The sequence below is a fragment of the Actinoplanes sp. NPDC051346 genome (assembly GCF_040682215.1).
In the GTDB taxonomy this organism is placed as follows: Bacteria; Actinomycetota; Actinomycetes; order Mycobacteriales; family Micromonosporaceae; genus Actinoplanes.
In genome coordinates, this window is the sequence record NZ_JBFBAJ010000002.1 from 504,641 (window position 1) to 527,460 (window position 22,820).

23 protein-coding genes are annotated in these 22,820 nt (G+C 71.8%); 14 read left to right on the forward strand and 9 right to left on the reverse strand.

The features are described from left to right. Positions 1-23 precede the first annotated feature (23 nt). The 4 genes from AB0M36_RS06575 (at position 24) to AB0M36_RS06590 (ending at position 4,660) form a co-directional block, all read left to right on the forward strand. The gene (locus AB0M36_RS06575) at positions 24-923 is read left to right on the forward strand and encodes a hypothetical protein (RefSeq protein ID WP_364153399.1); all 900 of its coding nucleotides are present in this window, start codon (positions 24-26) and stop codon (positions 921-923) included. Continuing rightward, positions 920-2,302, forward strand: a complete 1,383-nt coding sequence (locus tag AB0M36_RS06580; RefSeq protein WP_364153402.1) for an O-antigen ligase family protein — start codon at positions 920-922, stop codon at positions 2,300-2,302. Before AB0M36_RS06575 ends, AB0M36_RS06580 begins: the two co-directional genes overlap by 4 nt. Positions 2,303-2,468: 166 nt before the next feature. Continuing rightward, positions 2,469-3,200 (forward strand): class I SAM-dependent methyltransferase, encoded by a 732-nt coding sequence (locus tag AB0M36_RS06585; RefSeq protein WP_364153405.1) that lies wholly within the window; start codon positions 2,469-2,471, stop codon positions 3,198-3,200. Then, positions 3,197-4,660 (forward strand): lipopolysaccharide biosynthesis protein, encoded by a 1,464-nt coding sequence (locus tag AB0M36_RS06590; RefSeq protein ID WP_364153408.1) that lies wholly within the window; start codon positions 3,197-3,199, stop codon positions 4,658-4,660. The genes AB0M36_RS06585 and AB0M36_RS06590 overlap by 4 nt, the downstream gene beginning before the upstream one ends. Here AB0M36_RS06590 and AB0M36_RS06595 read toward each other — a convergent pair. The 3 genes from AB0M36_RS06595 to AB0M36_RS06605 are packed head-to-tail and all read right to left on the reverse strand — an operon-like array spanning position 4,644 to position 8,105. Further along, positions 4,644-5,864, reverse strand: a complete 1,221-nt coding sequence (locus AB0M36_RS06595; RefSeq protein WP_364153411.1) for a glycosyltransferase family 4 protein — start codon at positions 5,862-5,864, stop codon at positions 4,644-4,646. The genes AB0M36_RS06590 and AB0M36_RS06595 overlap by 17 nt on opposite strands. Then, positions 5,864-7,042 carry a glycosyltransferase gene (locus AB0M36_RS06600; RefSeq protein WP_364153413.1) on the reverse strand — a complete coding sequence of 393 codons (1,179 nt, stop codon included), beginning with the start codon at positions 7,040-7,042 and terminating at the stop codon, positions 5,864-5,866. Before AB0M36_RS06600 ends, AB0M36_RS06595 begins: the two co-directional genes overlap by 1 nt. A gap of 22 nt (positions 7,043-7,064) precedes the next feature. Further along, positions 7,065-8,105 carry a hypothetical protein gene (locus AB0M36_RS06605; RefSeq protein WP_364153416.1) on the reverse strand — a complete coding sequence of 347 codons (1,041 nt, stop codon included), beginning with the start codon at positions 8,103-8,105 and terminating at the stop codon, positions 7,065-7,067. A 200-nt stretch (positions 8,106-8,305) separates the two neighbouring features. Here AB0M36_RS06605 and AB0M36_RS06610 point away from each other — a divergent pair, with 200 nt between their 5' ends. Next, positions 8,306-8,962 carry a class I SAM-dependent methyltransferase gene (locus AB0M36_RS06610; protein WP_364153418.1) on the forward strand — a complete coding sequence of 219 codons (657 nt, stop codon included), beginning with the start codon at positions 8,306-8,308 and terminating at the stop codon, positions 8,960-8,962. Here AB0M36_RS06610 and AB0M36_RS06615 read toward each other — a convergent pair. After that, entirely contained in the window at positions 8,949-9,986 is a 1,038-nt protein-coding gene (locus AB0M36_RS06615; RefSeq protein ID WP_364153421.1) for a hypothetical protein, read from the reverse strand. The genes AB0M36_RS06610 and AB0M36_RS06615 overlap by 14 nt on opposite strands. Before the next feature lie 65 nt (positions 9,987-10,051). Then, positions 10,052-11,275 (reverse strand): MFS transporter, encoded by a 1,224-nt coding sequence (locus AB0M36_RS06620; protein WP_364153423.1) that lies wholly within the window; start codon positions 11,273-11,275, stop codon positions 10,052-10,054. 186 nt (positions 11,276-11,461) lie between these two features. Between AB0M36_RS06620 and AB0M36_RS06625 the strand changes: the two genes are divergently transcribed. The 6 genes from AB0M36_RS06625 (at position 11,462) to wecB (ending at position 18,009) form a co-directional block, all read left to right on the forward strand. Beyond that, entirely contained in the window at positions 11,462-12,304 is an 843-nt protein-coding gene (locus tag AB0M36_RS06625) for a glycosyltransferase (protein WP_364153426.1), read from the forward strand. Further along, positions 12,301-13,242 carry a glycosyltransferase family 2 protein gene (locus tag AB0M36_RS06630; protein ID WP_364153428.1) on the forward strand — a complete coding sequence of 314 codons (942 nt, stop codon included), beginning with the start codon at positions 12,301-12,303 and terminating at the stop codon, positions 13,240-13,242. The genes AB0M36_RS06625 and AB0M36_RS06630 overlap by 4 nt, the downstream gene beginning before the upstream one ends. A 511-nt stretch (positions 13,243-13,753) precedes the next feature. Then, positions 13,754-14,815, forward strand: coding sequence for a hypothetical protein (locus tag AB0M36_RS06635; RefSeq protein ID WP_364153430.1), 1,062 nt, complete (start codon positions 13,754-13,756; stop codon positions 14,813-14,815). 5 nt (positions 14,816-14,820) lie between these two features. Continuing rightward, complete coding sequence (locus AB0M36_RS06640; RefSeq protein WP_364153432.1) at positions 14,821-15,615, forward strand: WecB/TagA/CpsF family glycosyltransferase; 795 nt, start codon at positions 14,821-14,823, stop codon at positions 15,613-15,615. Between the two features lie 10 nt (positions 15,616-15,625). Further along, the gene (locus tag AB0M36_RS06645) at positions 15,626-16,882 is read left to right on the forward strand and encodes a nucleotide sugar dehydrogenase (RefSeq protein ID WP_364153434.1); all 1,257 of its coding nucleotides are present in this window, start codon (positions 15,626-15,628) and stop codon (positions 16,880-16,882) included. 2 nt (positions 16,883-16,884) lie between these two features. Beyond that, complete coding sequence (wecB, locus tag AB0M36_RS06650; RefSeq protein ID WP_364153436.1) at positions 16,885-18,009, forward strand: UDP-N-acetylglucosamine 2-epimerase (non-hydrolyzing); 1,125 nt, start codon at positions 16,885-16,887, stop codon at positions 18,007-18,009. Here wecB and rfbC read toward each other — a convergent pair. Together rfbC and rfbA are read right to left on the reverse strand one after the other, a co-directional pair. Beyond that, positions 17,993-18,598 carry a dTDP-4-dehydrorhamnose 3,5-epimerase gene (gene rfbC / locus AB0M36_RS06655; RefSeq protein WP_364153438.1) on the reverse strand — a complete coding sequence of 202 codons (606 nt, stop codon included), beginning with the start codon at positions 18,596-18,598 and terminating at the stop codon, positions 17,993-17,995. The genes wecB and rfbC overlap by 17 nt on opposite strands. Next, the gene (rfbA, locus tag AB0M36_RS06660) at positions 18,595-19,479 is read right to left on the reverse strand and encodes a glucose-1-phosphate thymidylyltransferase RfbA (RefSeq protein WP_364153441.1); all 885 of its coding nucleotides are present in this window, start codon (positions 19,477-19,479) and stop codon (positions 18,595-18,597) included. Before rfbA ends, rfbC begins: the two co-directional genes overlap by 4 nt. Before the next feature lie 46 nt (positions 19,480-19,525). On the opposite strand from rfbA, the gene rfbB reads away from it, so the two are divergent. After that, positions 19,526-20,503: a dTDP-glucose 4,6-dehydratase gene (gene rfbB, locus AB0M36_RS06665; protein WP_364153444.1), complete on the forward strand. Its 978-nt coding sequence runs from the start codon at positions 19,526-19,528 to the stop codon at positions 20,501-20,503. Next, positions 20,503-21,348, forward strand: coding sequence for a dTDP-4-dehydrorhamnose reductase (gene rfbD / locus AB0M36_RS06670; protein ID WP_364153447.1), 846 nt, complete (start codon positions 20,503-20,505; stop codon positions 21,346-21,348). The genes rfbB and rfbD overlap by 1 nt, the downstream gene beginning before the upstream one ends. Here the strand turns inward: rfbD and AB0M36_RS06675 are convergent, their stop codons facing one another. After that, positions 21,349-21,771, reverse strand: coding sequence for an SRPBCC family protein (locus AB0M36_RS06675; protein WP_364153450.1), 423 nt, complete (start codon positions 21,769-21,771; stop codon positions 21,349-21,351). It abuts the gene before it with no gap. Between the two features lie 19 nt (positions 21,772-21,790). Continuing rightward, a complete protein-coding gene (locus tag AB0M36_RS06680) occupies positions 21,791-22,102 on the reverse strand; it encodes a hypothetical protein (protein ID WP_364153453.1) in 312 nt (103 codons plus the stop codon). Between AB0M36_RS06680 and AB0M36_RS06685 the strand changes: the two genes are divergently transcribed. Further along, a complete protein-coding gene (locus AB0M36_RS06685; protein ID WP_364153455.1) occupies positions 22,101-22,724 on the forward strand; it encodes a polysaccharide deacetylase family protein in 624 nt (207 codons plus the stop codon). The two genes, AB0M36_RS06680 and AB0M36_RS06685, sit on opposite strands and share 2 nt — an antisense overlap. Positions 22,725-22,820: the final 96 nt, after the last annotated feature.

A 22,820-nucleotide genomic window follows, 5' to 3' on the forward strand; every position in this document is an offset into this window, starting at 1 on the left:
CGCAACCGGCAGAGGAGAACGGCATGGATTTCTGGGACCTCACCAAGCTCCTGGTCCGGCGCTGGTATGTCTCGGTCACTCTGCTGCTGCTGACGATCGCCGGAACGGCGTACACCGCGGTCGCGATCAAGCCCGACTACGCGATCACCGCGTATGTCCAGCTGATCCCGCCGACCGCGGTGTCGGATCCGGCCAAGGCCGCCCAGGCGCAGAATCCGTGGCTCGCGCTCGGCATCACCTCGCTGAGCAACGCCGCCATGGTGTCCACCCAGGACCAGACGTTCCTCGACCAGCTGAAGGTCCAGGACGACAGCGCCAGCTTCGAGATCACCATCGGCGACCGCAATCCGGTCGCCATCGTGGAGGTCATCGCACCGACGCTCGAGCAGGCGGTGTCGGCCACGGCGCTGATCACGAGCCACTACGAGCAGTCCGTGGCCATGCTCCAGAAGCAGTACGGCGTCAAGTCCGCCGACATGATCACCGCCTACCGGCTCGACAAGGGCGAGAACGTCAAGCGACCGGGCGGCAAGGTCAAGCGCGCGGTGGTCGTGGTCTTCGCGATCGGCATCCTGATGACCGGCGGGGTGACCATCCTGTTCGACGCCCTGCTGCGCCGGCGGCGCCGGCCCAGGTCGGCGGCCACCGGGACGGGTGAGGGTGTGCCGCCCATGGTGCGCCAGCGATCCAACCCGGACGTCTCCGTGCCGGAGGACTGGGAGAAGACCACCCAGCTGGGACAATTCGCGCAGGACCGTGACCGCAAGAGCGACAGGGACACGAGGCACCCCTCGGTCGGCAACGGCAGGAATGCCGGCACCGTCGTGATCTCGTCGTCCGCCGCCTCGTCCGACGCGACCATTCTCCTGCCCCGTTCGCCCCGTGCCGGTGAGTCGGGAGCCGACGACGATCGCGGTAGATGACCGTGACCGCACCGGCCTTCCACGCCGCGGACCTCGAGCCGGCACGCTTCGCCGAGCAGACCTACGCGACGCGGCGCCGACGGGTGCGCCTGGACGCGGCCCTGGCCTTCGGGCTGACGATCTGCCTGCTCACCCTGATCCCGTCCCGGCTCATCGTGCCCGGCACGTCGGCCGACGTCGGCCGGCCCGGCACGGTGGTCTGCGTGGTGATGTTCTGCTGGTGGGTCGGCACCCGAGGCAATCCCCGGCTCGCCATGCCGGGCCCGCAGCCGGTGCGTTGGGCCGTCCTGCTCTACCTGCTCTCCCTGCTGATCTCGTACGTGATCGGCTTCGAACGCGGGCTGACGCCGTTGGAGGCGAACGCCGCGGACCGGGCGTTGCTGGCCGGCGGCGCCGCCTTCATCGGCGCGATCCTGGTCGCGGCGGACGGCATCTCCAACTGGGACCGGCTCCGCGTCGCCCTGCAGGTCTTCGTCTGGTGCTGCGTCTACATGTCGGTCATCGGCCTGCTGCAGAAGGCGCTGCCGGTCAACATCGTCGAATACATGACGGTGCCGGGTCTGTCCAACCTCGGCGTTCCCGGCTATCAGGAACGCGGCGGCGGGCTGCGGGTGGCCGCCACGACCACGCACTATCTGGAGCTCGCCGCGACGTTGTCCCTCGCCCTGCCGATCGCCATCCACTTCGCCAAGTTCGCCGCCACCCTGCGCAGCCGCCGCCGGTTCGGCGTCGCCGCGTTCCTGATCGTCGCGGGCATCCTCGTCACCATCTCCCGTACGGGCATCATCTCGGTGGTCATCGCGATCCTGATCCTGATGCCACTCTGGACCTGGCGCACCCGATACAACGTGATCGCCATGGGACTGACGGCCGTGGTCGCGATGTCGGCGGTCCAGCCGTCGACAGTGCGCATGTTCTACGACATCTTCGCCGGCGCGAGCGACGACTCCAGCATCGAGGTCCGCACCGAGCGCTACGCCATGGTGGGCTACTACTACAGCCAGCGGCCGTGGTGGGGCCGGGGCACCGGCACCTGGGAACCCCCGATGTACCAGTTCCTGGACAACCAGTGGCTACGCACCGCCCTCGAGTCCGGCGCCGTCGGCGTGGCGGTTCTCGCCGTGCTGCACCTGACCGCGATCGCGCTCGCCGCGATAGCACTCCGCCGCTCGGCCGAGCCCGCCGACCGACACCTCTGCCTGGTGCTGATCTCGACGCAGGTGGTGGCCCTCTTCATCGCCTACACCTTCGACTCACTCACCTACACGACGTACTCACTGACCCTCGGAATGCTGATCGGAATCTGCGGCACGCTCTGGCGGTTCACCCATCCGTCCCGGGCGGTCCGCACGTCCACGCCCCGATGGTTCGGTTCCTAGCGGAGAAAACCGCGATCGGCAGTCATGGATACGACTGTGCGGTCAATTCCGCACCCGTACGCTCACAAGCGTTGTCTGCCGGGCGCCGGAAGCACGGCTGAACGGCCGAGGAATCCCCTCATCGAAATCGGTATCTTGCGATGTGCACCCGAAATGAGGGGGATCAATGAAGGACGGCGCAGCGTCGATCGTGGACCGACTGATGACCGACGGGCCGGCGTTCCACGCCGGCGGAACGCGGATCTGGAACGCTCTCCCGGACACTCTGGGGCTGCTGGCCGCCCACGTCCGGGCGGGTGACCGGACGATCGAGACGGGCGCCGGCGCCTCCACGGTCATCTTCACGGCGGCGGGCGCGGAACACACCGCGATCAGTCCCGCACCCGGCGAGCACGAGCGCATCCGGTCCTATTGCGAGTCCCTGGGTCTGGACACGAGCCGCCTGGAGTTTCTGGCCGAAACCAGTGACTCCGCGTTGCCCGCGCTGAAGCTCGATCGGCCGGTGGACGTCGCCTTCATCGACGGGAAGCACTCGTTCCCGCATCCCACCATCGACTTCCACTACGTGGAGCGGATGCTGGCGGTCGGCGGCGTGCTTGTCCTCGACGACGTCCCGATGCCGGCCGTGGCGGTCGTGTACGGCTTCATGCGGGGTTCCGCCGACTGGGAGCTGCTCGAGGTGGCCGATCACCGGGCCGCGGCGTTCCGCAAGCTGGCCGAGGCGGACCCGGACGACAACTGGCATCTGCAGCCGTTCAACCGCGGATACCCGGACTACTCGTTCGCTCCGCTGCCCCAGCGCATCCGCCTCAGCACCCACCATCGGGTGCGGCAGGGCGCGCGCAAGCTGCGGGCGCGGCTGCCCGTCGGCCGCCGGCGCGGCACGCCTGGCCAGTGACGGACGCCGAGGCCGCGGAAGAGCCATTCGGCACGGTGGTCCGGCGGGGCCTGGGCTGGAGCTTTCTCAGCAGCGTCGCGACACGCGCCGGCACGGTGCTCAGCGGCATCGTGCTCGCGCGGCTGTTGTCGCCCGAGGACTACGGGCAGTTCACGGTCGCCCTGGTGGTGCTGCTCATTCTGGCGAACATCAACGACCTCGGTCTCGAGCCGACCCTGGTGCGCTGGTCGGGCCGGATCGAGGAGATCGCCCCGACGGCGACGAGCATCATCCTCGGCGCGAGCTTCCTGATCGCCGGCGGAACCTTCCTCGGTGCGCCCGCGATCGCGACGGCGCTCGGCGCGGGCGACGCCGCCGGCATCGTGCGCCTGATGGCCGTCTCCGTGCTGGTCAACGGGCTGTTCGCCGTCCCTTCGGCGATGCTCACCCGGTCGTTCCTGCAGGGCAGGCGGGCCACGGCGGACCTGACCGGCATGGTGGTGACGCTCGGGCTGTCGATCGTCCTGGCCGTGCTGGGCTTCGGCGCCTGGAGCCTGGCGTGGGGACGGTTCGTCGGCAACATCGTCAACGGTGTCCTCCTCTTCGTGTTCGCCCCGGCGCGGTTCCGGCCCGGCTGGTCCCGCGCGGTGGCCCGGCACGTGCTGAGCGCGGGCCTGCCCATCGCCGGGACGCTGCTGCTGGCGGTCGGGCTCATGAACGTCGACTACATCGTGGTCGGGCGCATGCTGGGGCCGGAGGCGCTCGGTCTCTACCTGCTGGCCTTCAACCTGTCGAGCTGGCCGGTGAGCATCCTGTCGGTCGCCGTCGCCCGGGTCTCGGTGCCGGCGTTCGCCCGGCTCCAACACGATCCGGGTGCTCTCAGGGCCGCCTTCTGCCGCTCGCTCACGCTCATCATGGCCCCGACGACGCTGGTCGGCGCTCTGCTCGCCGTCTACGCCCTGCCGGCCACGCGGTTCGTCTATGGGCCGGGCTGGGCGGCCGCCGCCGGGGCGCTGTCCTTCCTCGCGATCCTCGGCGGCCTGCGGGTGGCCATGCAGCTCGCCGCCGACGTGCTGACCGCCGCCGGCAAGGCCCGGCTGACCCTGCTCATCCAGGGCGGCTGGATCCTCGCCCTGTTACCCGCCCTGACCGTCGGTGCCCTGCACGGCGGCATCCGGGGTGCGGGAGTCGCCCATGTGCTCGTCGCCCTGGGGGTCGCGGTTCCGCTGCACCTGGCGGCACTCGCCACCCTCGGCATAAGGCCGCTGGACGTGCTGCGGTCGGCCCGGCGACCCGCGGTCGCCGGAGTGGCCGCGGTGGCGGTGGCCCTCGGCGCGCACCGGCTCGTCGACGGCGACCTGGCCACGCTGCTCGTGGGTGGCCTGGCCAGCACGGCGACGTTCGGGATCGTGGCGTGGCCGTTGGTCCGGCTGCTCAAAGTCACCCGGCGCCAGGCGGTGCCGACTACGTCCGGGGTGTGAGCCGCGCGAGTCGGCTGATCCTCGCCCGCAGCGCCTGCGGCACCGCGCCTCCCGCGACCCGGACCGCGGCGGTGCGTACGCCGTCCGCCGCCCGCACCCGCAGCGCCGGCCGATCCGCGGCCGCCTCCCGGCAGAGATCGTCCAACTGCCGGGTCACGGATTCGAGGGAGTAGTGGCGCACGACGAAATCCCGGGAGACGGCGCCCAGTTCGGCGAACCGTTCCGGCGCGCCGACGATCCTCCGCAGCTCGGCGGTGAGCCGGTGGTCGCCCTCGTCGCCGTCGCCGAGGCCGTACATGCCCTGGTAGCGGAACTGATCGGCGGTCTCGTCGGTGAACGCCGACACGAATCCCCGCTCACCCACCACGATGGTCGGCTTGGCGAACGCCAGGGCCCGCAGCGACGATCCGCCCATGCCGACGACCACGTCGGCCGCCGCGTACGCCGGACGGGGGTCGACCAGCGCTCCGGTCAGGACCACCGCGCGGCGGCCGAGCGCCGCGTTGGTCTGCTCGGCGAGGCGCTCGAGGCTCTGGCGCGCGGTGCCGTCACCCACGATGACGAACCGCAACCGGGGCATCTCGCGCCCGAGGACGGCCATGGCGCGTACGGTGCGGCGCAACCCTTCCAGCTTCAGGTGCTCGACGAGGCGTGACACGGTCACGAGCACGGTGTCGTCGGGGCCGAGGCCGTGCCGGGCTCGGAAGTCGCCGCCGTTCGCGGCGTCCGGGGCGTTGTGGTGCACGTCGACCGGAGGCAGGAGCAGGCCGAGCCGGTTCCGCCCCGCCGCGCGTGCCTGGTCGACCAGCTCAGGAGTGCCGAAGGTGGTGAGCACGGCACGCGGGACCAGCCGGGGCACCGCCATCGACATCACCGTGACGAGCAGGGGCACCGCCCGGGTGAGGTGCACCCCGTAGTAGGCGTCGAGGCACTGCGGCCAGTCCCAGGCGTGCACCAAATCGGGTTGCTCGCGGCGGACCGCCTCCCGCAGTGCCCGCATGCGGGACCACGAAGGGTTCCAGGAGGGCTCCGGGGCCGGGAGGAACCGCAGGCCCTTCGCGACGGCCAGCTCCACCATCGGACCCGGCGTCGCGAACAGGACCGGGTCGTGCCCGTGGGCGTCACGCAGTTCCGCGGCCAGCTCGATCGCGTTGACCTGGGTGCCGCCGACCTCCAGCCGGTGCGCGAACACGAGGATCTTCATCAGCGCCGCACCTCCGCCGCGCCGACGCCCAGCAGTTCGGCGATCTGCCGGGCCCGTCGGTCCCAGCTGTGTTCCCGGGCGAATGCCCGCCGGCGTGCGGCGAGTTCCTCCGTACGGGGCAGGGCGAGTGCCTCCCGGACCCGGGCCGCGAACGCCGCCGGCGTCGACGCGGTGTTGACCAGATCGGTGTCCAGCCAGGTCACGGCGGGCAGCGGCGTGGCGACCACCCCCCGGCCGGCGGCGAGGTACTCGAGGGTCTTGAGCGGGAAACTGGCCCGGTTGAACGCGTTGTCCGCGTACGGGGTGAGGCCCACATCGATGAGCCGCAGGTACGACGGCATCTCCGCGTACGGCTTCGGCCCGGTCCAGCAGACGTTGGGGCGTGCCGTCAGCGCCTCGAAGCGGGCGGAGTCGTAGCCGGGCGCCACCGGCCCCACGATCAGCAGCGACGAGGTGTCGGCGACCGCTTCCAGCAGGGCGAGGTCGATGCGGTCGTTGACGTGCCCGAGAAGACCGGCGACCGGCCCTGGCAGGCGGACGTCGGCCGGGACCGGTGCCTCGTCGACAGTGGCGTAGGCGTCCGGCTGGCACCCGTTGGCGACGAGCTCCGCGTGGACGCCGTCGCGGGCGTACCGTTCGCGGATGGACTCGGAGACGACGGCGACCGCGTCCGCCCGGCGCAGGGAGGCGGCTTCCTCGCGCAACAGCCAGTCCCGCGACAGGCCGACCATGCCGGCTCCGGCGACCAGATCGTCGGTGACGTAGAAGACCCGGCGCCGCGCCGGCAGCGGAGCACCCGGATCCCCGAAGCGGCTGCAGACGACCGCCGCCAGCGGCTCCCGCGACGTCGATCCGTACAGCTTCTGGACAGCCCGGCGGGTGGCTCGGCGGACCATCGGCGGCACCAGGCGGTGGACGGCGGGCCGGCTGAACCCGGGCACGACCGGGGTGACCAGGTGGGCCAGCCGCGCCGACAGCACCCGCAGCCGCGGCCGGTCCAGCAGACCGGCGAGTTCGGGACGGTGGAAGCCGGTCAAGGCGGACACGATCGGTTCGACGAAGAGCACCGGACGGAAGCGGCTGAGGGCCTCGGCCATGTGACGGTCGTGCCCGGGCGGGCCGTCCCAGCGGCTGCCCGAGTAGTAGACGACAAGGTCACCGCGGCTTCCTTCGAACATGGGGAGGGCGCTCCGTCTCTCGTCAGTCCGCCGTGACGGGCCGGCCGGTGTCGGCCCAGACGTTGTCCTGCCACACGTTGCCGCTGCCGCCGGAGTCCCAGTAGGCGACCGCGCCGTACTGGCCGCTCTTGGCGAACACCTCGCGGCTGAACACGTTGCCGATCACCCTGATGTTGTACGAGGTGCCCAGCTTGCCCGCGCCCGCGTACAGCGCGTATCCGCCGCCCGCCAGCAGGTTGTGCTCGATGGTCGCGTCGTGTTGGACGCCGAAGTCCTGGAACAGCGCGATCGCCGCGGTCTGTTCGAGGGTGTTGACGACCGTGTTGTGGCGGATCACCAGGCGTTGTCCCGCCGGTGGGCCGGAGTTCGACTGGATCATGTCCGTGTGGTCGCCGTCGAAGTAGACCGGATCGTGCAGATAGTTGCCCTCGATGAGCCCGACGTTCGTCGACAGCGCGTCGGAGACTCCGGAGATGTCGTTGCGCAGGATCGAGATGTCGCCGCTGCCGAGATTCAGGATGGCGTACTGCAGCCGGTCCTTGCCGTTCCCCCGGATCTCGCTGTCCTTGACGACCAGGCCGCTGACCTCCGGTCGTTGCACGATGCCCCAGTTGCCGGCGTTGACCACCCGCGAGTTCTTGATGGTGACGTTGTTCGCCTCGACGCTGATCTCGCCGCGGATGTCGGCGCGGTCGATCACCGTGCCCGCCTTCCGGATGCGCAGGGAGGTGGTCGTCGCCGCCTTGAGCGTCACGCCGGCCGGCACACCGGTGGTGCCGGCGTTCGGAAAGCCCGCTCGGGCGCGGGGAGCGCTGCTGGCTTTCGGCCGGGCGGTGGTGGTGGAGCTGACGCTCACCGACGGGCGCGGGTTCGGTGCCGACGCGCTGGGCGGTCGGGCGGACGGCGTGACCGGCGCGACCGGCGCGGGGGCGCCGCTCGGCGGCACCCGGGCCGCGGTCGGTCGCTGGCTGTTGCTCCGCCCGGCCATCCACCAGGTGGCGGCGGCCAGGAGCGCGACCAGAGCCAGACCGAGAGCGGCCCGCAGGGCGATCGGCTTGCGCACAGAACCCCCTTCGTGGGCCCGGACACGGGGACTCTACCGGCGGTCCGCCGAGTGCGAGAGAACCATGAGTACCGATCGACGTGCCACATTGGTCAGTCCACCCCGCCGGCCGGACGAAAAGTGGCGCCACCGTGTCGGATGGGCGACCCGGGGCGCGGCGGGCCCTGGGGCACGGTCCGGCGGCGGGCTAGGGTCCGGGCATGGGTTCACAGTCCATTCGGGAACGTGTGGTCGACCGCGACGGGTCCTGGGGCGGCCGGCGCCGGGCGCGCCGGTGGGAGTGGCTGGTGCGGGTCTTCCCCGACCTCGCCGAGATGTCGGTGATCGATCTCGGTGGGGACGCGGGGACCTGGACGCGGTCGGCGCCGCATCCGAAGCACGTGCACGTCGTCAACATCGACACCCCACCGGCCGACGTGCCCGACTGGATCACCGTCGACACCGGCGACGCCTGCGCGCTGCCGGAGCGGATCGCCTCCGGTCGCTACGACCTCGTCTTCTCGAACTCCGTCATCGAGCACGTCGGCGGGCACGAGCGGCGGCTGCGGTTCGCCGAGTCCGTGCACCGGCTCGCTCCCGCGCACTGGGTGCAGACGCCGTACCGGTATTTCCCGGTGGAGCCGCACTGGATCGCGCCCGGAATGCAGTTCCTGCCGGTCCGGGCGCGGGCGGTGGTCGCCCGCCGGTGGCCGCTGGCGCACGTGCGCTCCGCCGACCTGCGCGACGCGCTGACCGGCGTGCTCTGGACCGAGCTGCTCGACCGCAGCCAGATGCGGTACTACTTCCCGGACTCGCGGCTGCTCGGCGAGCGGCTCGCCGGGCTGACCAAGTCGCTGATCGCGGTCAGGAAGGGCTGACCACCGCGGGGGACCACGCGTCCGGCACGAGCACCCGGGGTAGCCCCGTGCCGTCGGCGGGCGCCGCCCAGACGTCGCTGGTGGCGGCGCCGGATTCAGCGGTCCGCGGCAGCCCGTAGAGGACGGTCGCGTCGTCGAGCCACACCACCTGGTCGTCGACGCTGCGCGGCTCGGCAAGCACGGTCTCGACCCCGGTGCGCAGGTCGTAGACGGCCAGCCGCCAGCGTCCGGCCGGCAGCTCGCCGTGCTTCTTGAAGCCGACGCGGGTGCCGTCCGGAGACAGCGACGGGCATTCGACGTCTCCGCGCACCGCCGTCATCCGGCGCGCGGAGACGCTGCCGCGGACCAGCCAGGTCCGTCCGCCCGTCGAAGCGGTGGCGTAGAAGGTGTCGTCGTCGGCGAACGTGACGCCCCAGAAGTTGCGGTCCGCGCGGGTCACGGCCCGGCCGTCCACCTCGAGCCGGAACGTCTCCAGGTCGGTGTGCCGGCCGTCGTCGAGGCTGGTGACCGTGGTACGGGTCGAGAACTGGCCCGGGCTCGCGTACGAGTCGCCGTAGACGAACGTCGTCGTGGCCGCCAGGGTGCCGTCGCGCGACAGCCGGGCCCGGCTCGGCAGGCCGGTCAGCGGCAGTTCCCCGGCCGGTGCCCAATCGGTGCCGAGCACCTGCGCCCGGTAGGTGTTGGTGATGCCTCGGCGCGCCGACAGGCACACCGACCGCGCGGCGACCGCGTAGACCCGCTCGCACGACACGTCGGTCAGCGCGCGTGGACCGGCAGGCGCGGTCAGCGGCACCAGCGCGAGCCGGCCGTATCCCTCGCCGAGGGCGGTGTTGCGGAAGACGAGGTGCGGCGCCGCCGACACCGTCGCGAGCTCGGCGCGGGGCGCGCCCGGCGCCGAGTTTGCCGCCGCCTGCTGCTGCCGTACCCGCAGGACGTACGCACCGGCCGCGACGAGGACGACGAGCACGACGCCCGCGAGGACCGCCACCCTGATCCGCCCGCTCATGCTGAGTCTGCCGGGCATGGGCTCCTGGCCCTCACCGTCACGGCCGTCGTTCCGTGCCGCTTGGCGCGGTTCGGTGCAGTCGCTCATGCCTGAGCCTCCACCCGACGCAGCAACCACCAGGCCACAGGCAGGGCGGCGGCGAGTAGGAGTGCGACGAGCAGCAGGGCGTCGCTGCGCCCGACCATGACCCAGAGGCCGCCGAAGCCGATCGCGGCGGCGAAGCGGGTGAGCGCGACGACGGTCTGGGCCGCCGCGATCCCGCTGCCTCTCGCCTCGACGCTGACCAACCGGCTGACGAGGGCGGCGAGTACGCCGTCGGTGGCCGCGTAGAAGGTGCCGAGCAGCAGCAGGACGGCCACCGTCGTGGCGGCGCCGCCGTACGGCCCGCCGGCCGCCACGTAGGCGGCGATCAGGGCGACGTGACCGCCCACGAGCACCCGGGCCCGGCCGATGCGGTCGGCGAGCCGGCCCAGTGGCAGGGCCAGCGCGAGGTACGCGACGTTGGTGCCCACGTACAGCAGGGGGAAGAAGCCGGCGGCGAGGTCGTCGCGCTGTTGCAGGGCGAGGTAGAGGAACCCGTCGCCGACGGTCAGCACACCCAGCAGGGCGGTCGCGGCCAGGGGGCGCCGAAGGCGCGCCCGGCCGACCTCCCGCACCACCTGGCGCAGCCGCACCCGGGCCGCCGCGCCGGTGCGGAGGTCGGGCACGAACAGGACCAGGACGGCGAACCCGACGACACCGACGGCGAAGGACGTGACGAACACCGAGTCGTAGCTTCCCGGCACGGCCATGAGCAGCGCGAAGGCGGCCAAGGGGCCGAGCGCGGCGCCGACCGTGTCGAGGGTGCGGTGCACGCCGAACGCCCGCCCGAGCAGGGCGGGGTCGGACGCCCCGGCGATCAGCGCGTCGCGGGGAGCGGTCCGCAGGCCCTTACCGAGCCGGTCGGCGGTGATGACGGCGGTGACGGCGGCGAAGCCCTGGGCCGGCAGCAGGGCGATCCGGCTGAGCGCCGAGACGCCGTACCCGATCGCCGCGATCCGTTTCGGACGGCCGCCGCGGTCGCCGGCGTATCCACCGGCGATCCGGACCGTCGCGCTCACCCCCTGGTAGAGGCCGTCGACCAGACCGTACGCGAGGAAGCCGAGTCCGACCTGGGCGGTGAGATACAGCGGCAGCACCGCGGCGACCATCTCCGAGGAGACATCGGTGAGCATGCTGACCACGCCGAGGAGCAGCACGGTTCTCGCCACCCGGCCGCCGTGCCGGTCCGCCGGGGCCGCGGGCCGGTCGCGCATCGAGACGTACACGTATCGCCCCGCCTCTCCACTGACTCGTCGGACTCCATCGATACGCGCGCGGGGTGGTCGCCGCACTCGTCCATGTGGACGGTGCGTCACTCCCGACGGTCCTTCCGCGATGGCCGTCCGGCGCGTCCTGGGACCGGGATCCGACAGTCGGTGGTGCGCCCGCGGGGTCGTGGAGATACTGCGTGGGTGATCAGCGTAGTGGTCCCCGCGCATGACGAGGCGCCGGTCATCGGCCGGCTTCTGTGCGGGCTGCTGGTCGGCGCGTCGCCCGGCGAGTTCGAGATCGTCGTCGTGCCCAACGGCTGCACCGACGACACCGAGCGGGTCGCCCGGTCCTTCGGCGACTCCGTCGAGGTGGTGCCGCTCACCCGCGCCGGAAAGTACGCCGCGTTGCGCGCCGGCGACGACCGCGTCACCGGCGCCGAGGTCGTCTACATCGACGCCGACGTGGAGATCGGCGCGGCCGACGTGCGCCGCCTGGCCGTCGCGCTGCGCGAGCCCGGAGTGCTGGCGGTCGCCCCGGAACGGGTCGTCGCGACCGAGCGCTCGTCCTGGCCGGTGCGCTGGTACTACGACTTCTGGCAGGAGCTGCCGGTGGTTCGCGAGGGGCTGTTCGGTCGCGGCGTGATCGCGGTCTCGCCGGAGGCCAGGCGGCGGCTGCGGGCGCTGCCCGAGGTGATGGGCGACGACCTCGCCGCGTCGGTCGCGTTCACCCCGGCGCAGCGGCGGGTGGTGCCCGGAGCCCGGGTGGTGGTGCACGCGCCGCGGACCCTGGGCGACCTCCTGCGCCGCCGCGTCCGGTCGGTCACCGCGACGGTTCAGCTGCGGCGGCTCTCGAAAGACGCGGTGGACTCCGCGCGTACCAGCCGCGCGGACCTGTTCCGGGTCGTTCGTGGGCGGCCGTCGGCGGCGCTGAAGCTGGTGGTCTTTCTCGCTGTCACGGCGGTCACCCGCTGGCGGGCGCGCCGTCCCATCCGCTCCGGCGACTTCACGACGTGGCTGCGCGACGACAGCAGCCGCGCGGCATGAGCGCCGAGGCCGAAGCCGGTGCCGGCTCCGGCGTGCCCACGGTGGCCGTGGTCGTGGTGACCTACAACAGTGCCGCCGTCCTGCCGGGGCTGCTGAGCTCCCTGGATGACGGCCTGCGGGGCCTGTCCTGGCACCTCGTCGTCGCGGACAACGCCTCCGCCGACGACAGCGTGGCGCTCGCCCGACGGATGGTGCCCGGGTGCCGCGTCGCGCAGACCGGGCGCAATGCCGGTTACGCCGCCGCGTTCAACGCCGCGGTGCGGATCGCGGAGCCGTACGACGCGGTGCTGATCCTCAACCCGGACGTACGGCTGAGCACCGGTTCGGTGGCGACGATGATGGCCCGGCTCGGCGGGGACGACGGGCGGCGCGTCGGCATCGCCGTGCCGCGCATCCTCGACGAGGACGGCGGCGTGGCCCTGTCGCTGCGCCGCGAACCGACCATCTTCCGCGCCCTCGGCGAGGCGCTGCTCGGCCAGCGCGCCGGGCGGCTCGCGGGGCTCGGCGAGACGGTCGTCGATCACGACGCGTACTTCCGTGACGGCCCGGTGGACTGGGCCACCGGCGCGGTCATGCTGATCTCCCGTGAGTGCCTCGCGTCCTGCGGGCCGTGGGAGGAGCGGTTCTTCCTCTACTCCGAGGAGACCGAGTTCGCACTGCGGGCCCGAGACCATGGCTTCCTGACCGCGTTGGTGGCTCGCGCCGAGGTGGTGCACCTCGGCGGGGAGTCGCGGGTGTCGCCGGCGCTCTGGAGCCTGCTGACGGTCAACCGCGTCCGGCTGTTCGGAATGCGCCATTCACGGGTCGCCACGGCCCTCTTCTGGTCGGTGGTCCTGCTCCGCGAGGCGTCCCGGGCGGCGCTGGGGCATCCCCGCAGCCGCCGCGCCGCCGCCGCGCTCGTACGCCCGAAGCGGCTGCCGTTCCCACCCGCGTCCTAACCGGCGTCTTTTTGTTGGCGTGCCGTTCACCCGCCATTTCCTCTCCGGCTCGTCGAAACGGTGACTGATGTCAATCCGGTCCGACCGGCGGGCATTGACCGTTCCGAGGATCCGCACCGCCCGGTCGGTTGGAGAAATCGGAAGGCGCTGAGCGAAACGGTCATGACGCCATGTCAGCTAGCCGTCACATCTTCCGGCGGGAGGACCGTCCTCAGTAGCCTCATTTTCGGCTCCTCGGTTTCCGTGGAGGGCCGGTGCGCTCGTGCCTGCCCTCGCTGTCGACGCCGTCTGCCGTGGTTACCGGAATCGTCTACCAGCCAAGGGAATGCGGCTACTCCGCCTCTGCCGATCGGACGCGGTTCATCCGTCCTATGTGGATGCGGAGTCGCCCTTTGCCGCCCTCCGGAAGGACGACATGACGCCAGCACCCGCGAGATTCGCTCACCTTGACGGTGAAACCGGTGAGCTGACAAAACGCCTCATCACGCTCGCATCGCGCGGATTGCCCACAATGTATCGCGCGGATACCGACGAATTCGCCTTTTCGCGTACGTTCGCCACCACGAATGGCCGCACCACCTCGCGACTGGCCGGCACGAGCCTGCGTTATGCCGCGATTGTGGCCCTGGGGGTGTCCCGGTTGCCGGCCGACGCGCGGCCCGCATTGCTGGGCGGCCACCGACTCGACGAATTCGTCGCCCTGCTCGTGCGGCGGCAGGCGGCCAGCCGCAACCTGGGCGACATCGCGCTGATCGCCTGGTGCGCCGCCCGGACCGGTCACCCTCTCCTGCCGGATGCGATCCGGCGGCTGCGCGAGTTCGACCGCGGGACCGCGCCCGAATATGTCGTCGAGAGCGCCTGGGTCGTCTCGGCGCTGGCCGAGGCCCGTGCCCAGATCGACGTCGAGGTGGAGCTGGCCCTCGCCCGGCGGCGGCTGCTCGACTGCGTCCTCCCGGGCAGCCCGGTGTTTCCCCACGTCACCGGGCCCGGTCTGGTGAGGTCCTACCGCGACCACGTGTCCTGCTTCGCCGATCAGGTCTATCCGGTGCAGGCACTCGCCCGACTGCACCGCTCGGGCGACGACCCGGTGGCCCTCGCGGCGGCCCGGACCACCGCGGAGCAGATCTGCCGGCTGCAGGGCCCCGGCGGGCAGTGGTGGTGGCACTACGACGCCCGCACCGGCGCCGTCATCGAGGGCTATCCCGTCTATTCGGTGCACCAGCACGCGATGGCGCCGATGGCGCTGCTGGACCTGACCGAGGCGGGCGGCGGCGACTACGGCGAGCCGATCCGCCGGGGTCTGCGCTGGCTGCTTCGCCCCGATGAACTGGGCGATGCCGGGGAGCCGTTGCTGCTCGACGACGAGGGACTGACCGTCCGCAAGGTCCACCGCGGCGACCCTCGCAAGATCGTCCGGGGTCTGCACGCGGTCACCACGCGCGCCCGCTCCGGACTTCGCCTGCCGGTCGTCGACCGGGTGTACCGGCCGACCTCGCTCGACCGGGAGTGCCGGCCGTACGAGTTCGGCTGGCTGTTGTTCACGTGGTCCTCCTCCGATGGCAAGGGACGGTGACGGCGATGCAGGCGGATCGTCTGGTCGGGCGGGAGCACACCCGGCACGACCTCTTCGGGATACCCGTCGACGCGCTCAGCCTCGGCGAAGCCGTCGAGGTCTGCATGGACGCGGTGGATCGCGGCGAGCTGCTCGAGGTCGGCGTGGTCAACGCCGCGAAGATCGTCAAGATGTGCCAGGACGCGGCCCTGCGCGACGCGGTGCTGGGCTGCGACCTCATCGTCGCGGACGGGCAGTCCGTGGTGTGGGCCAGTCGCCTGCTGCACCGCCGGCTGCCCGAGCGGGTGGCCGGTATCGACCTGTTCCAGCGCCTGCTCTACATGGCGGAGGTCGAGGACCGCTCCGTCTACTTCCTCGGCGCCCGCCCGGAGGTGCTCGAGCGCATGGTCGAGCGCGTCGGGGCCCAGCATCCCGATCTGCGCATCGCCGGGAGCCACCACGGCTACTACTGCGAGGACGAGACCGCCGCGATCGCCGAGGCCGTCAAGGCCAGCGGCGCGGATCTGCTGTTCCTCGGCATGACCTCGCCGAAGAAGGAGGTCTTCGTGGCCACCTACGGCGCCCGGACCGGCGCCAAGGTGGTGCACGGCGTGGGCGGCTCCTTCGACGTGCTGGCCGGTGTGGTCCAGCGCGCGCCGCTGATCTGGCAGCGGATGGGCTTCGAATGGCTGTACCGCGTCCTGCAGGAGCCGCGCCGACTCGGCGGCCGCTACCTGACCACCAACGTCGCGTTCGTCCGGCTCGTCGCCCGCGAGTGGGCGCGGTCCGCGCGATCCGCGCGGGCCGGCAAGACCAACTGAGGAGACAGCCATGCGAGTCGTCATCGCCGGCCTGGGGTACGTCGGGCTGCCGCTGGCCGTCCGAGCGGCCGAGGTCGGCCACGAGATCGTCGGGTACGACGTCGACACCGTCCGCGTCGGCCGCCTGGCGCGGGGCGAGTCGTACGTGGAGGACGTCCCGGCCCAGCGGCTGCGCGCCGTCCTGGCCGAGGGGTCCTTTCGCGCCAGCACCGACCCGGCGGACTGCGCCGGATTCGACGTGGCCCTGATCAGCGTGCCCACCCCGCTGCGCGACGGCGTCCCGGACCTGTCGTACGTCGAGGCGTGCGCCGAGCTGCTCGCCGACCACCTGCGCCCGGGCGCCACCGTGGTGCTGGAGTCGACCACCTATCCGGGCACCACCGAGGAGGTGGTCCAGCCGATCCTCGAGAAGGTCTCCGGGCTGACCGCGGGCACCGACTTCGCGCTCGGCTTCAGCCCCGAGCGCATCGACCCGGGCAACCCCACCTGGAACGTCGTCAACACCCCGAAGATCGTCTCCGGCGTGGACGAGACCTCGCTGCGGCGGATCAAGGAGTTCTACGACACCGTCGTGGACACCACGGTGACCGTGTCGTCGCCGCGGGAGGCCGAGCTCGCCAAGCTCATCGAGAACACCTTCCGCCATGTCAACATCGCCCTGGTCAACGAGATCGCCATGATCTCCAACGATCTGGGCATCGACGTCTGGCAGGCGATCGACGCGGCGTCGACCAAGCCCTTCGGCTTCATGCGCTTCACCCCGGGCCCCGGCGTCGGCGGTCACTGCCTGCCGGTCGACCCGTCCTATCTGTCCTGGCGGGCGCAGCGCGCCCTCGGTCACAGCGTCCGGTTCGTCGACCTGGCCAACGACATCAACAACCACATGCCCGACTACGTGGTACGCCGGCTCATCGACGCGCTCAACCGCCGGCAGCGCTCGGTCTCCGGCAGTCGGATCCTGCTGCTCGGGTTGGCGTACAAGAAGAACACGGGTGACGCCCGCGAGTCGCCGGCGGTCCGGATCGTGCAGCTGTTGCGGCAGATGGGTGCGGAGGTCCGGGTGGCGGATCCGCACGTGGTCGAGGCCGCGCACGGGGCGCCCGACCTGGCCATGGTGGCGCTGACCGCCGAGGAGCTGCGCGGCGCCGACGCCGTGGTGCTGCTCGCCGACCACGACGAGTTCGACTACGACCTCATCGGCAGCGAGGCGAAGTGCCTGCTCGACACCCGCCGGCGGCTACACGGTCCCACGGTCGAGGTGATCTGAGCGTGCCCCGGATCGTCTGCGTGGCCGGCGCCCGGCCTAACTTCATGAAGGTCAAGCCGGTCATGGACGCCCTCGAGGCACGCGGCGCGGAGGTGGTGCTGGTGCACACCGGCCAGCACTACGACGCCGCGATGAACGACGTGTTCTTCAGCGACCTCGGCCTGCGCCCGCCGGACCGCCACCTCGGCACCGGGTCCGGCACGCACGCGGAGCAGACCGCCCGGGTGATGACCGCGTTCGAGCCGATCGTCGACGAGCTCGCCCCGGACGCGGTCGTCGTCGTCGGCGACGTCACCTCGACGGTGGCCTGCGCCCTGGTCGCCGCCAAGGCCGGGGTGCCGGTCGGCCACGTCGAGGCCGGCCTGCGCAGCCGCGACTGGCGCATGCCCGAGGAGGTCAACCGGGTCGTCACCGACCGGCTCAGCGACCTGCTGTTCGCGCCGTCGCCGGACGGCGTCGACAACCTGCGCGCCGAGGGCTACCACGCCGACCAGATCCACCTGGTCGGCAACGTCATGATCGACACTCTGTACGCGAACCTCGACCGGGCGCTGGCCTCCGACGCGCTGCACCGCCACGGGCTCACCGCCGGCGGGTACGCCCTGGCGACGCTGCACCGGCCGGCCAACGTCGACGACGCGGACATGCTCGGCGGGCTGCTGCGCGCGCTCGGCGAGGTGGCCCGGAGGTTGACGGTCGTCCTGCCCGTGCATCCCCGCACGGCCGTACGGCTGAAGCAGGTCGGCCTGCCCGGCGGCATCCGGCTGGTGCCGCCCGCCGGATACCTCGACTTCATCGCTCTGCAGGCCTCGGCCCGGCTGGTGCTGACCGATTCGGGCGGGGTGCAGGAGGAGACGACGGCACTCGGCGTGCCGTGCCTCACCATGCGCGACTCGACCGAGCGGCCGATCACCCTCACCGAGGGCACCAACACCCTCGTCGGGCGCGATCCGGAGCGGATCGTCGCCACCGCCGACCGGGTCCTCGCCGTCCCACCGGCCAAACTGTCGCCGGCCCTCTGGGACGGCCACGCGGGCGCCCGCGTGGCCGACGCCCTGCTGGCCCACCTGGCCGCGCCCGCCCGGCCGCGTCCGACGGACGCCCGCGGCTCTATGACCGCTGCCTGACCCCCTGCTCGGCATATGCCGAACAAGCGTCGTAGTGGGGGAGCAGGCCGGCGGCGCGGGCCTGCGCCAGCGTCGGCGCGGCCCCGTCCTTCGCGGACAGCTCCGGCACGCCGGCCGGCCACGGCAGCCCCAGCTCCGGGTCGAGCGGATGGATGCCGTGCTCGTGCCCGGGCCGGTAGGTGGACGAGCACAGGTACGCCACGGTCGCGTTCTCGGTCAGCGCGCAGAAGCCGTGCCCGAGCCCCTCGGCGAGATAGACGGCGCGCCGGTCCTGGTCGTCGAGCGGCACGGCCTCCCAGGCGCCGTACGTGGGTGAGCCGACCCGGATGTCCACCACCACGTCGAGCACGGCCCCCGCGACGCAGGTGAGGTACTTGGCCTGTCCCGGCGGCACGTCGGCGAAATGGATGCCCCGGACGACGCCGCGCGCGGAGGTCGAGAGGTTGGCCTGGGCGAGGTCCAGCGGACGGCCCACGGCGGCGGCCAGGGCGTCGAACCTGTACCACTCAAGGAACGTGCCGCGGCCGTCGCGGTGCTGCTGCGGGGTGACTTCGTACGCACCCTCGATGCTCAGCGAGCGGATCTTCATCGGGCGCCGCCGTAACGGCCGGCGTCCAGCAGCCGCACGAGATACTCGCCGTACCCGCTCTTCAGCAACGGCCCGGCCAGCTCGCGCAGCTCATCGTCGGAGATGAAGCCCAGCCGCCAGGCCGCCTCCTCGACGCACCCGATCTTCAGACCCTGCCGCTCCTCGATGACCCGCACGTACTCGGACGCCTGCACCATCGACTGGAACGTGCCGGTGTCGAGCCACACCGTGCCCCGGTCCAGGACCGTCACGGTGAGCCGGCCCTGGCGCAGGTATTCCTCGTTCACCGCGGTGATCTCCAGCTCCCCGCGGGCGCTGGGCTCCAGCTTCTCCGCGATCCGGACCACGTCGGCGTCGTAGAAATAGAGGCCGGGCACCACGTACGTGGACTTGGGCCGCTCCGGTTTCTCCTCGATGGACAGCACCCGCCCGGTGTCGTCGAACTCGACCACGCCGTAGCGCTGGGGATCCGCGACCGGATAGGCGAACACCCGCCCGCCGACCGGTGCCCCGAAACGGGCCAGCTGCCGGCCCAGGCCGACGCCGTGGAAGATGTTGTCGCCGAGGATGAGGGCGACCTGCTGGTCGCCGATGAAGTCGGCGCCGATCCGGAACGCCTGCGCGATGCCCTCCGGTCGGGCCTGCTCCGCGTACGACAGGGACAGCCCGAATCGGCCCCCGTCGCCGAGCAACCGCTGGAAATGCGGCTGGTCCTCGGGTGTCGTGATGACCAGGACCTCCCGGATCCCGGCGGAGACCAACGTGGTGAGCGGGTAGTACACCATCGGTTTGTCGAAGATGGGCATCAGCTGTTTCGACATCGCCATCGTGATCGGCCACAGCCGCGAGCCGGTGCCACCGGCGAGCAGAATTCCACGCACGACGGAAGCCTATGCATCAGTAGCCGTGGGACTACACTCGCCAACTGTGCGGATTTTTGTCACCGGCGGCGCCGGTTTCATCGGTTCGGCCTATGTCCGGGCCCTCCTTCAGGATGAATACGCAGGTGCCGCCGGTGCCCACGTGACTGTTCTGGACCTGTTGTCGTATTCCGGAAATCGCGCCAACCTGCCCGTGACGGACTCCCGACTCCACTTCGTGCAAGGCGATATCGCCGATTCCGACCTGCTGCGCGAATTGTTACCCGGCCATGACGCCGTCGTTCATTTCGCGGCCGAGTCCCATGTGGACAGGTCGATCGCCGGCGCCCTGCCGTTCGTTACCACCAACGTGCTGGGCACACAGACGCTGCTCGACGAGGCGCGGGCCGCGGGCATCGGCCGGTTCGTGCACGTCTCCACCGACGAGGTGTACGGCTCGATCGAGGACGGCTCGTGGACCGAGAGCTGGCCGCTCGCGCCGAACTCGCCGTACGCCGCCTCCAAGGCCGGGTCGGACCTGCTGGCCCTGGCCGCCCACCGCACCCACGGGATGGACGTGGTGGTGACCCGCTGCTCCAACAACTACGGCCCGTACCAGTTCCCGGAAAAGGTCATCCCGCTGTTCGTCACCAACCTCCTGGACGGCGAGCGGGTGCCGCTCTACGGCGACGGCGGCAACGTCCGTGACTGGTTGCACGTCGCCGACCATTGCCGCGGCATCCAGCTGGTCCTCGAGAAGGGCCGGGCCGGCGAGGTCTACCACATCGGCGGCGGCACCGAGCTGACCAACCGGGAGCTGACCGGCCGACTGCTCGACGCCTGCGGCGCCGGCTGGGACATGGTCCGGCCCGTGGCCGACCGCAAGGGCCACGACCGCCGGTATTCCCTGGACATCACCAAGATCAGCGAGGAGCTCGGGTACGCGCCCCGGATCGCTCTGGACCAGGGGCTGGCGTCCACGGTCGCCTGGTATCGCGACAACCGGGACTGGTGGGAGCCGCTCAAGGCGCGGGGCACCGCCTGATGCGCTGGCTGGTCACCGGCGCCGGCGGCATGCTCGGCCGGGACCTGTGCGCCGCCCTGGCCGAGGCGGGGGAGCGGGACGTGCTGGCGGCGACCCGCTCCGACCTCGACGTGGCCGACCCCGCCGCGGTCCGTGACGCCGTCGCCGGCGTCGACGTCGTGGTCAACACGGCGGCGTGGACCGACGTCGACGGCGCCGAGACCGCCGAGGAGGCCGCCACCGCGGTCAACGGCCATGCCGTGCGGGGCCTCGCCGCCGTGGCCGGCGAGCGGCTGATCCACCTCTCCACCGACTACGTCTTCGACGGCACCGCCGCGTCCCCGTATGCCGAGGACACGGCCCAGGCGCCGATCAACGCGTACGGGCGGGGAAAGGCGCTGGGCGAGCGGGCCGTCCTGGCGGCCGGCGGTTACGTCGTGCGGACCGCCTGGCTCTACGGGGAGCACGGCCCCAACTTCGTCCGCACCATGCTGCGGCTCGCCGCCGAGCGCGACACCGTCGATGTGGTCGACGACCAGCGGGGGCCGCCCACGTGGTCGTACGCCCTCGCCCGGCAGCTCATCGCGCTCGCCGCCGCGGCCACGGCCGGTCGTGCCGCCCCGGGCGCTTACCACGGCACCGCCGCCGGAGCGACCACCTGGCACGGCCTGGCCCGGGCGGTCTTCGCCGAGGCTGGCCTCGACCCGGACCGGGTATGCCCGACCACCAGCGACCGCTTCCGGCGCCCGGCCCGGCGGCCCGCCTACAGCGTGCTCGGCCACGACCGCTGGGCGGGAACCGGCGTCGCGCCGCTGCCCGGCTGGCGCGTGATGCTCGCCGAGGCGATGCCGGCCCTGCTCCGCTGACTAGGAGGTCTCGGCGGCCTTTTTGATCGAGGCGGCTTCCGTGTCGACGTACCTGTTCGTCAGCGACCGGGTCATCAGCCAGCCGATCCCGGACAGCGGACCGGACACGGTCAGGGCGAGGGTGAGCCGGCTCCCGTCGGGGTGCGGCTCGACGGCGTGCGTGGCGGTGACGGTGACGCCGGGCGAGCTCGACGTCCAGGTGTACGACGTCCCGTCGGCGAACTCGGTGACGGTCCACACCCCCGGGGGCAGGCGAGGCTGCTGCAACCGGGTTCGGGAGCCGACGGCCAGCGGCCCGTCGTCGAGGCGCTCCACGGCGTCGACCGTCGGGATCCGCTCGGGCCAGCGCTCGACGTCGACGAGCACCGCCCAGACCCGCTCGGGCGGGGCCGCGATGGTGACGCTGTGCTGCAGGCCGGGCATGCGCCGAGTGTACGACGGACTAGGGCACGTGGCGCGACGGTGCGATCATCGCCCGCATGTCGATCAGTCGAAGGCTTCTCGCGTTCTGGGCGGCGCTGGCGTTGGCGGGGTGCGGTGCCACGGAGCCGGCGCCCCACGCCGCCGCGACCGGCACACCGACCGGCACTCCGACCGGCCAGGCCGCGCGGGCGTCGTCCGGTCCGCCGCCGGTCGAGTCGACGTCAGGCCGCACCGGCACGTCGGCGCCGCCCCGGAGTGGGGCGTTGCCGCCGGTGGTGAACCACGGCCCTCGGAGTGGAGCGCGGGTGGCGTTGACCTTCGACGCCGACATGACCGACGCTATGATCGCTCGGCTGCGGCGGGGCGAGGTGGCCTCGTACGCGAACCTCTCGGTGTTGGATCTGCTCGAGAAGCGCAAGACACCCGCGACCTTCTTCGTTACCGGCCAGTGGGCGGAGCAGTATCCGGAGGTGACCCGTAGGCTCGCCGCCAATCCCCGGTTCGAGCTGGCCAACCACAGCTATGAACACGCGGCGTTCACGGGCGACTGCTATGGGCTACCACAACTGCCGGCCGACCGGATGACCGGCGACGTCGCCAGGACGTTCCGGGTGCTGGAACCCTTCGGCGGGCGACAGACCCGATACTTCCGGTTCCCAGGTCTTTGTCATGACAAGGCGGCGCTTCGGGCCCTCGCGCCGCTCGGCGTGACCGTGGTCGACGGCGATGTGGTCAGCGGTGACCCGTTCGCCCGGAGCGCGGCGCCCGTGGTGGAGGCGGTCCTGTCGAAGGTGCGCCCCGGCTCGATCGTGATCATGCATGTCACGCAGGCGAACGCCCAGTACACCGACGACGCGCTGCCGCTGATCCTCGCGGGGCTCCAGCGTCGCGGCCTGGAGCCGGTCACCCTCTCGGAGCTGTTGAGTGAGCGGGATCGGGCCCCGGTTTCCTAGGCCGAAAGGACACGATCCGATACCAACCCACGATGTGATCGCCATCAATGGTTAGTGTCTCGCCAGCGGTGACCAGCCGTCGCCGCGTTTGTCCGT

Excerpts from the sequence above, each read along its gene's own strand:
- AB0M36_RS06630 (WP_364153428.1), top strand. The coding sequence starts at position 12,301 with ATGAGCGCCGAGGCCGAAGCCGGTGCCGGCTCCGGCGTGCCCACGGTG.
- AB0M36_RS06640 (WP_364153432.1), top strand. The coding sequence starts at position 14,821 with ATGCAGGCGGATCGTCTGGTCGGGCGGGAGCACACCCGGCACGACCTC.
- AB0M36_RS06610 (WP_364153418.1), top strand. The coding sequence starts at position 8,306 with ATGGGTTCACAGTCCATTCGGGAACGTGTGGTCGACCGCGACGGGTCC.
- AB0M36_RS06580 (WP_364153402.1), top strand. The coding sequence starts at position 920 with ATGACCGTGACCGCACCGGCCTTCCACGCCGCGGACCTCGAGCCGGCA.
- AB0M36_RS06600 (WP_364153413.1), bottom strand. The coding sequence starts at position 7,042 with ATGTTCGAAGGAAGCCGCGGTGACCTTGTCGTCTACTACTCGGGCAGC.
- AB0M36_RS06685 (WP_364153455.1), top strand. The coding sequence starts at position 22,101 with ATGACCGACGCTATGATCGCTCGGCTGCGGCGGGGCGAGGTGGCCTCG.
- AB0M36_RS06635 (WP_364153430.1), top strand. The coding sequence starts at position 13,754 with ATGTATCGCGCGGATACCGACGAATTCGCCTTTTCGCGTACGTTCGCC.
- AB0M36_RS06645 (WP_364153434.1), top strand. The coding sequence starts at position 15,626 with ATGCGAGTCGTCATCGCCGGCCTGGGGTACGTCGGGCTGCCGCTGGCC.
- rfbD (WP_364153447.1), top strand. The coding sequence starts at position 20,503 with ATGCGCTGGCTGGTCACCGGCGCCGGCGGCATGCTCGGCCGGGACCTG.
- rfbC (WP_364153438.1), bottom strand. The coding sequence starts at position 18,598 with ATGAAGATCCGCTCGCTGAGCATCGAGGGTGCGTACGAAGTCACCCCG.
- AB0M36_RS06595 (WP_364153411.1), bottom strand. The coding sequence starts at position 5,864 with ATGAAGATCCTCGTGTTCGCGCACCGGCTGGAGGTCGGCGGCACCCAG.
- AB0M36_RS06615 (WP_364153421.1), bottom strand. The coding sequence starts at position 9,986 with ATGCCCGGCAGACTCAGCATGAGCGGGCGGATCAGGGTGGCGGTCCTC.
- AB0M36_RS06675 (WP_364153450.1), bottom strand. The coding sequence starts at position 21,771 with ATGCCCGGCCTGCAGCACAGCGTCACCATCGCGGCCCCGCCCGAGCGG.
- AB0M36_RS06575 (WP_364153399.1), top strand. The coding sequence starts at position 24 with ATGGATTTCTGGGACCTCACCAAGCTCCTGGTCCGGCGCTGGTATGTC.
- AB0M36_RS06585 (WP_364153405.1), top strand. The coding sequence starts at position 2,469 with ATGAAGGACGGCGCAGCGTCGATCGTGGACCGACTGATGACCGACGGG.
- AB0M36_RS06680 (WP_364153453.1), bottom strand. The coding sequence starts at position 22,102 with ATGTCGGCGTCGAAGGTCAACGCCACCCGCGCTCCACTCCGAGGGCCG.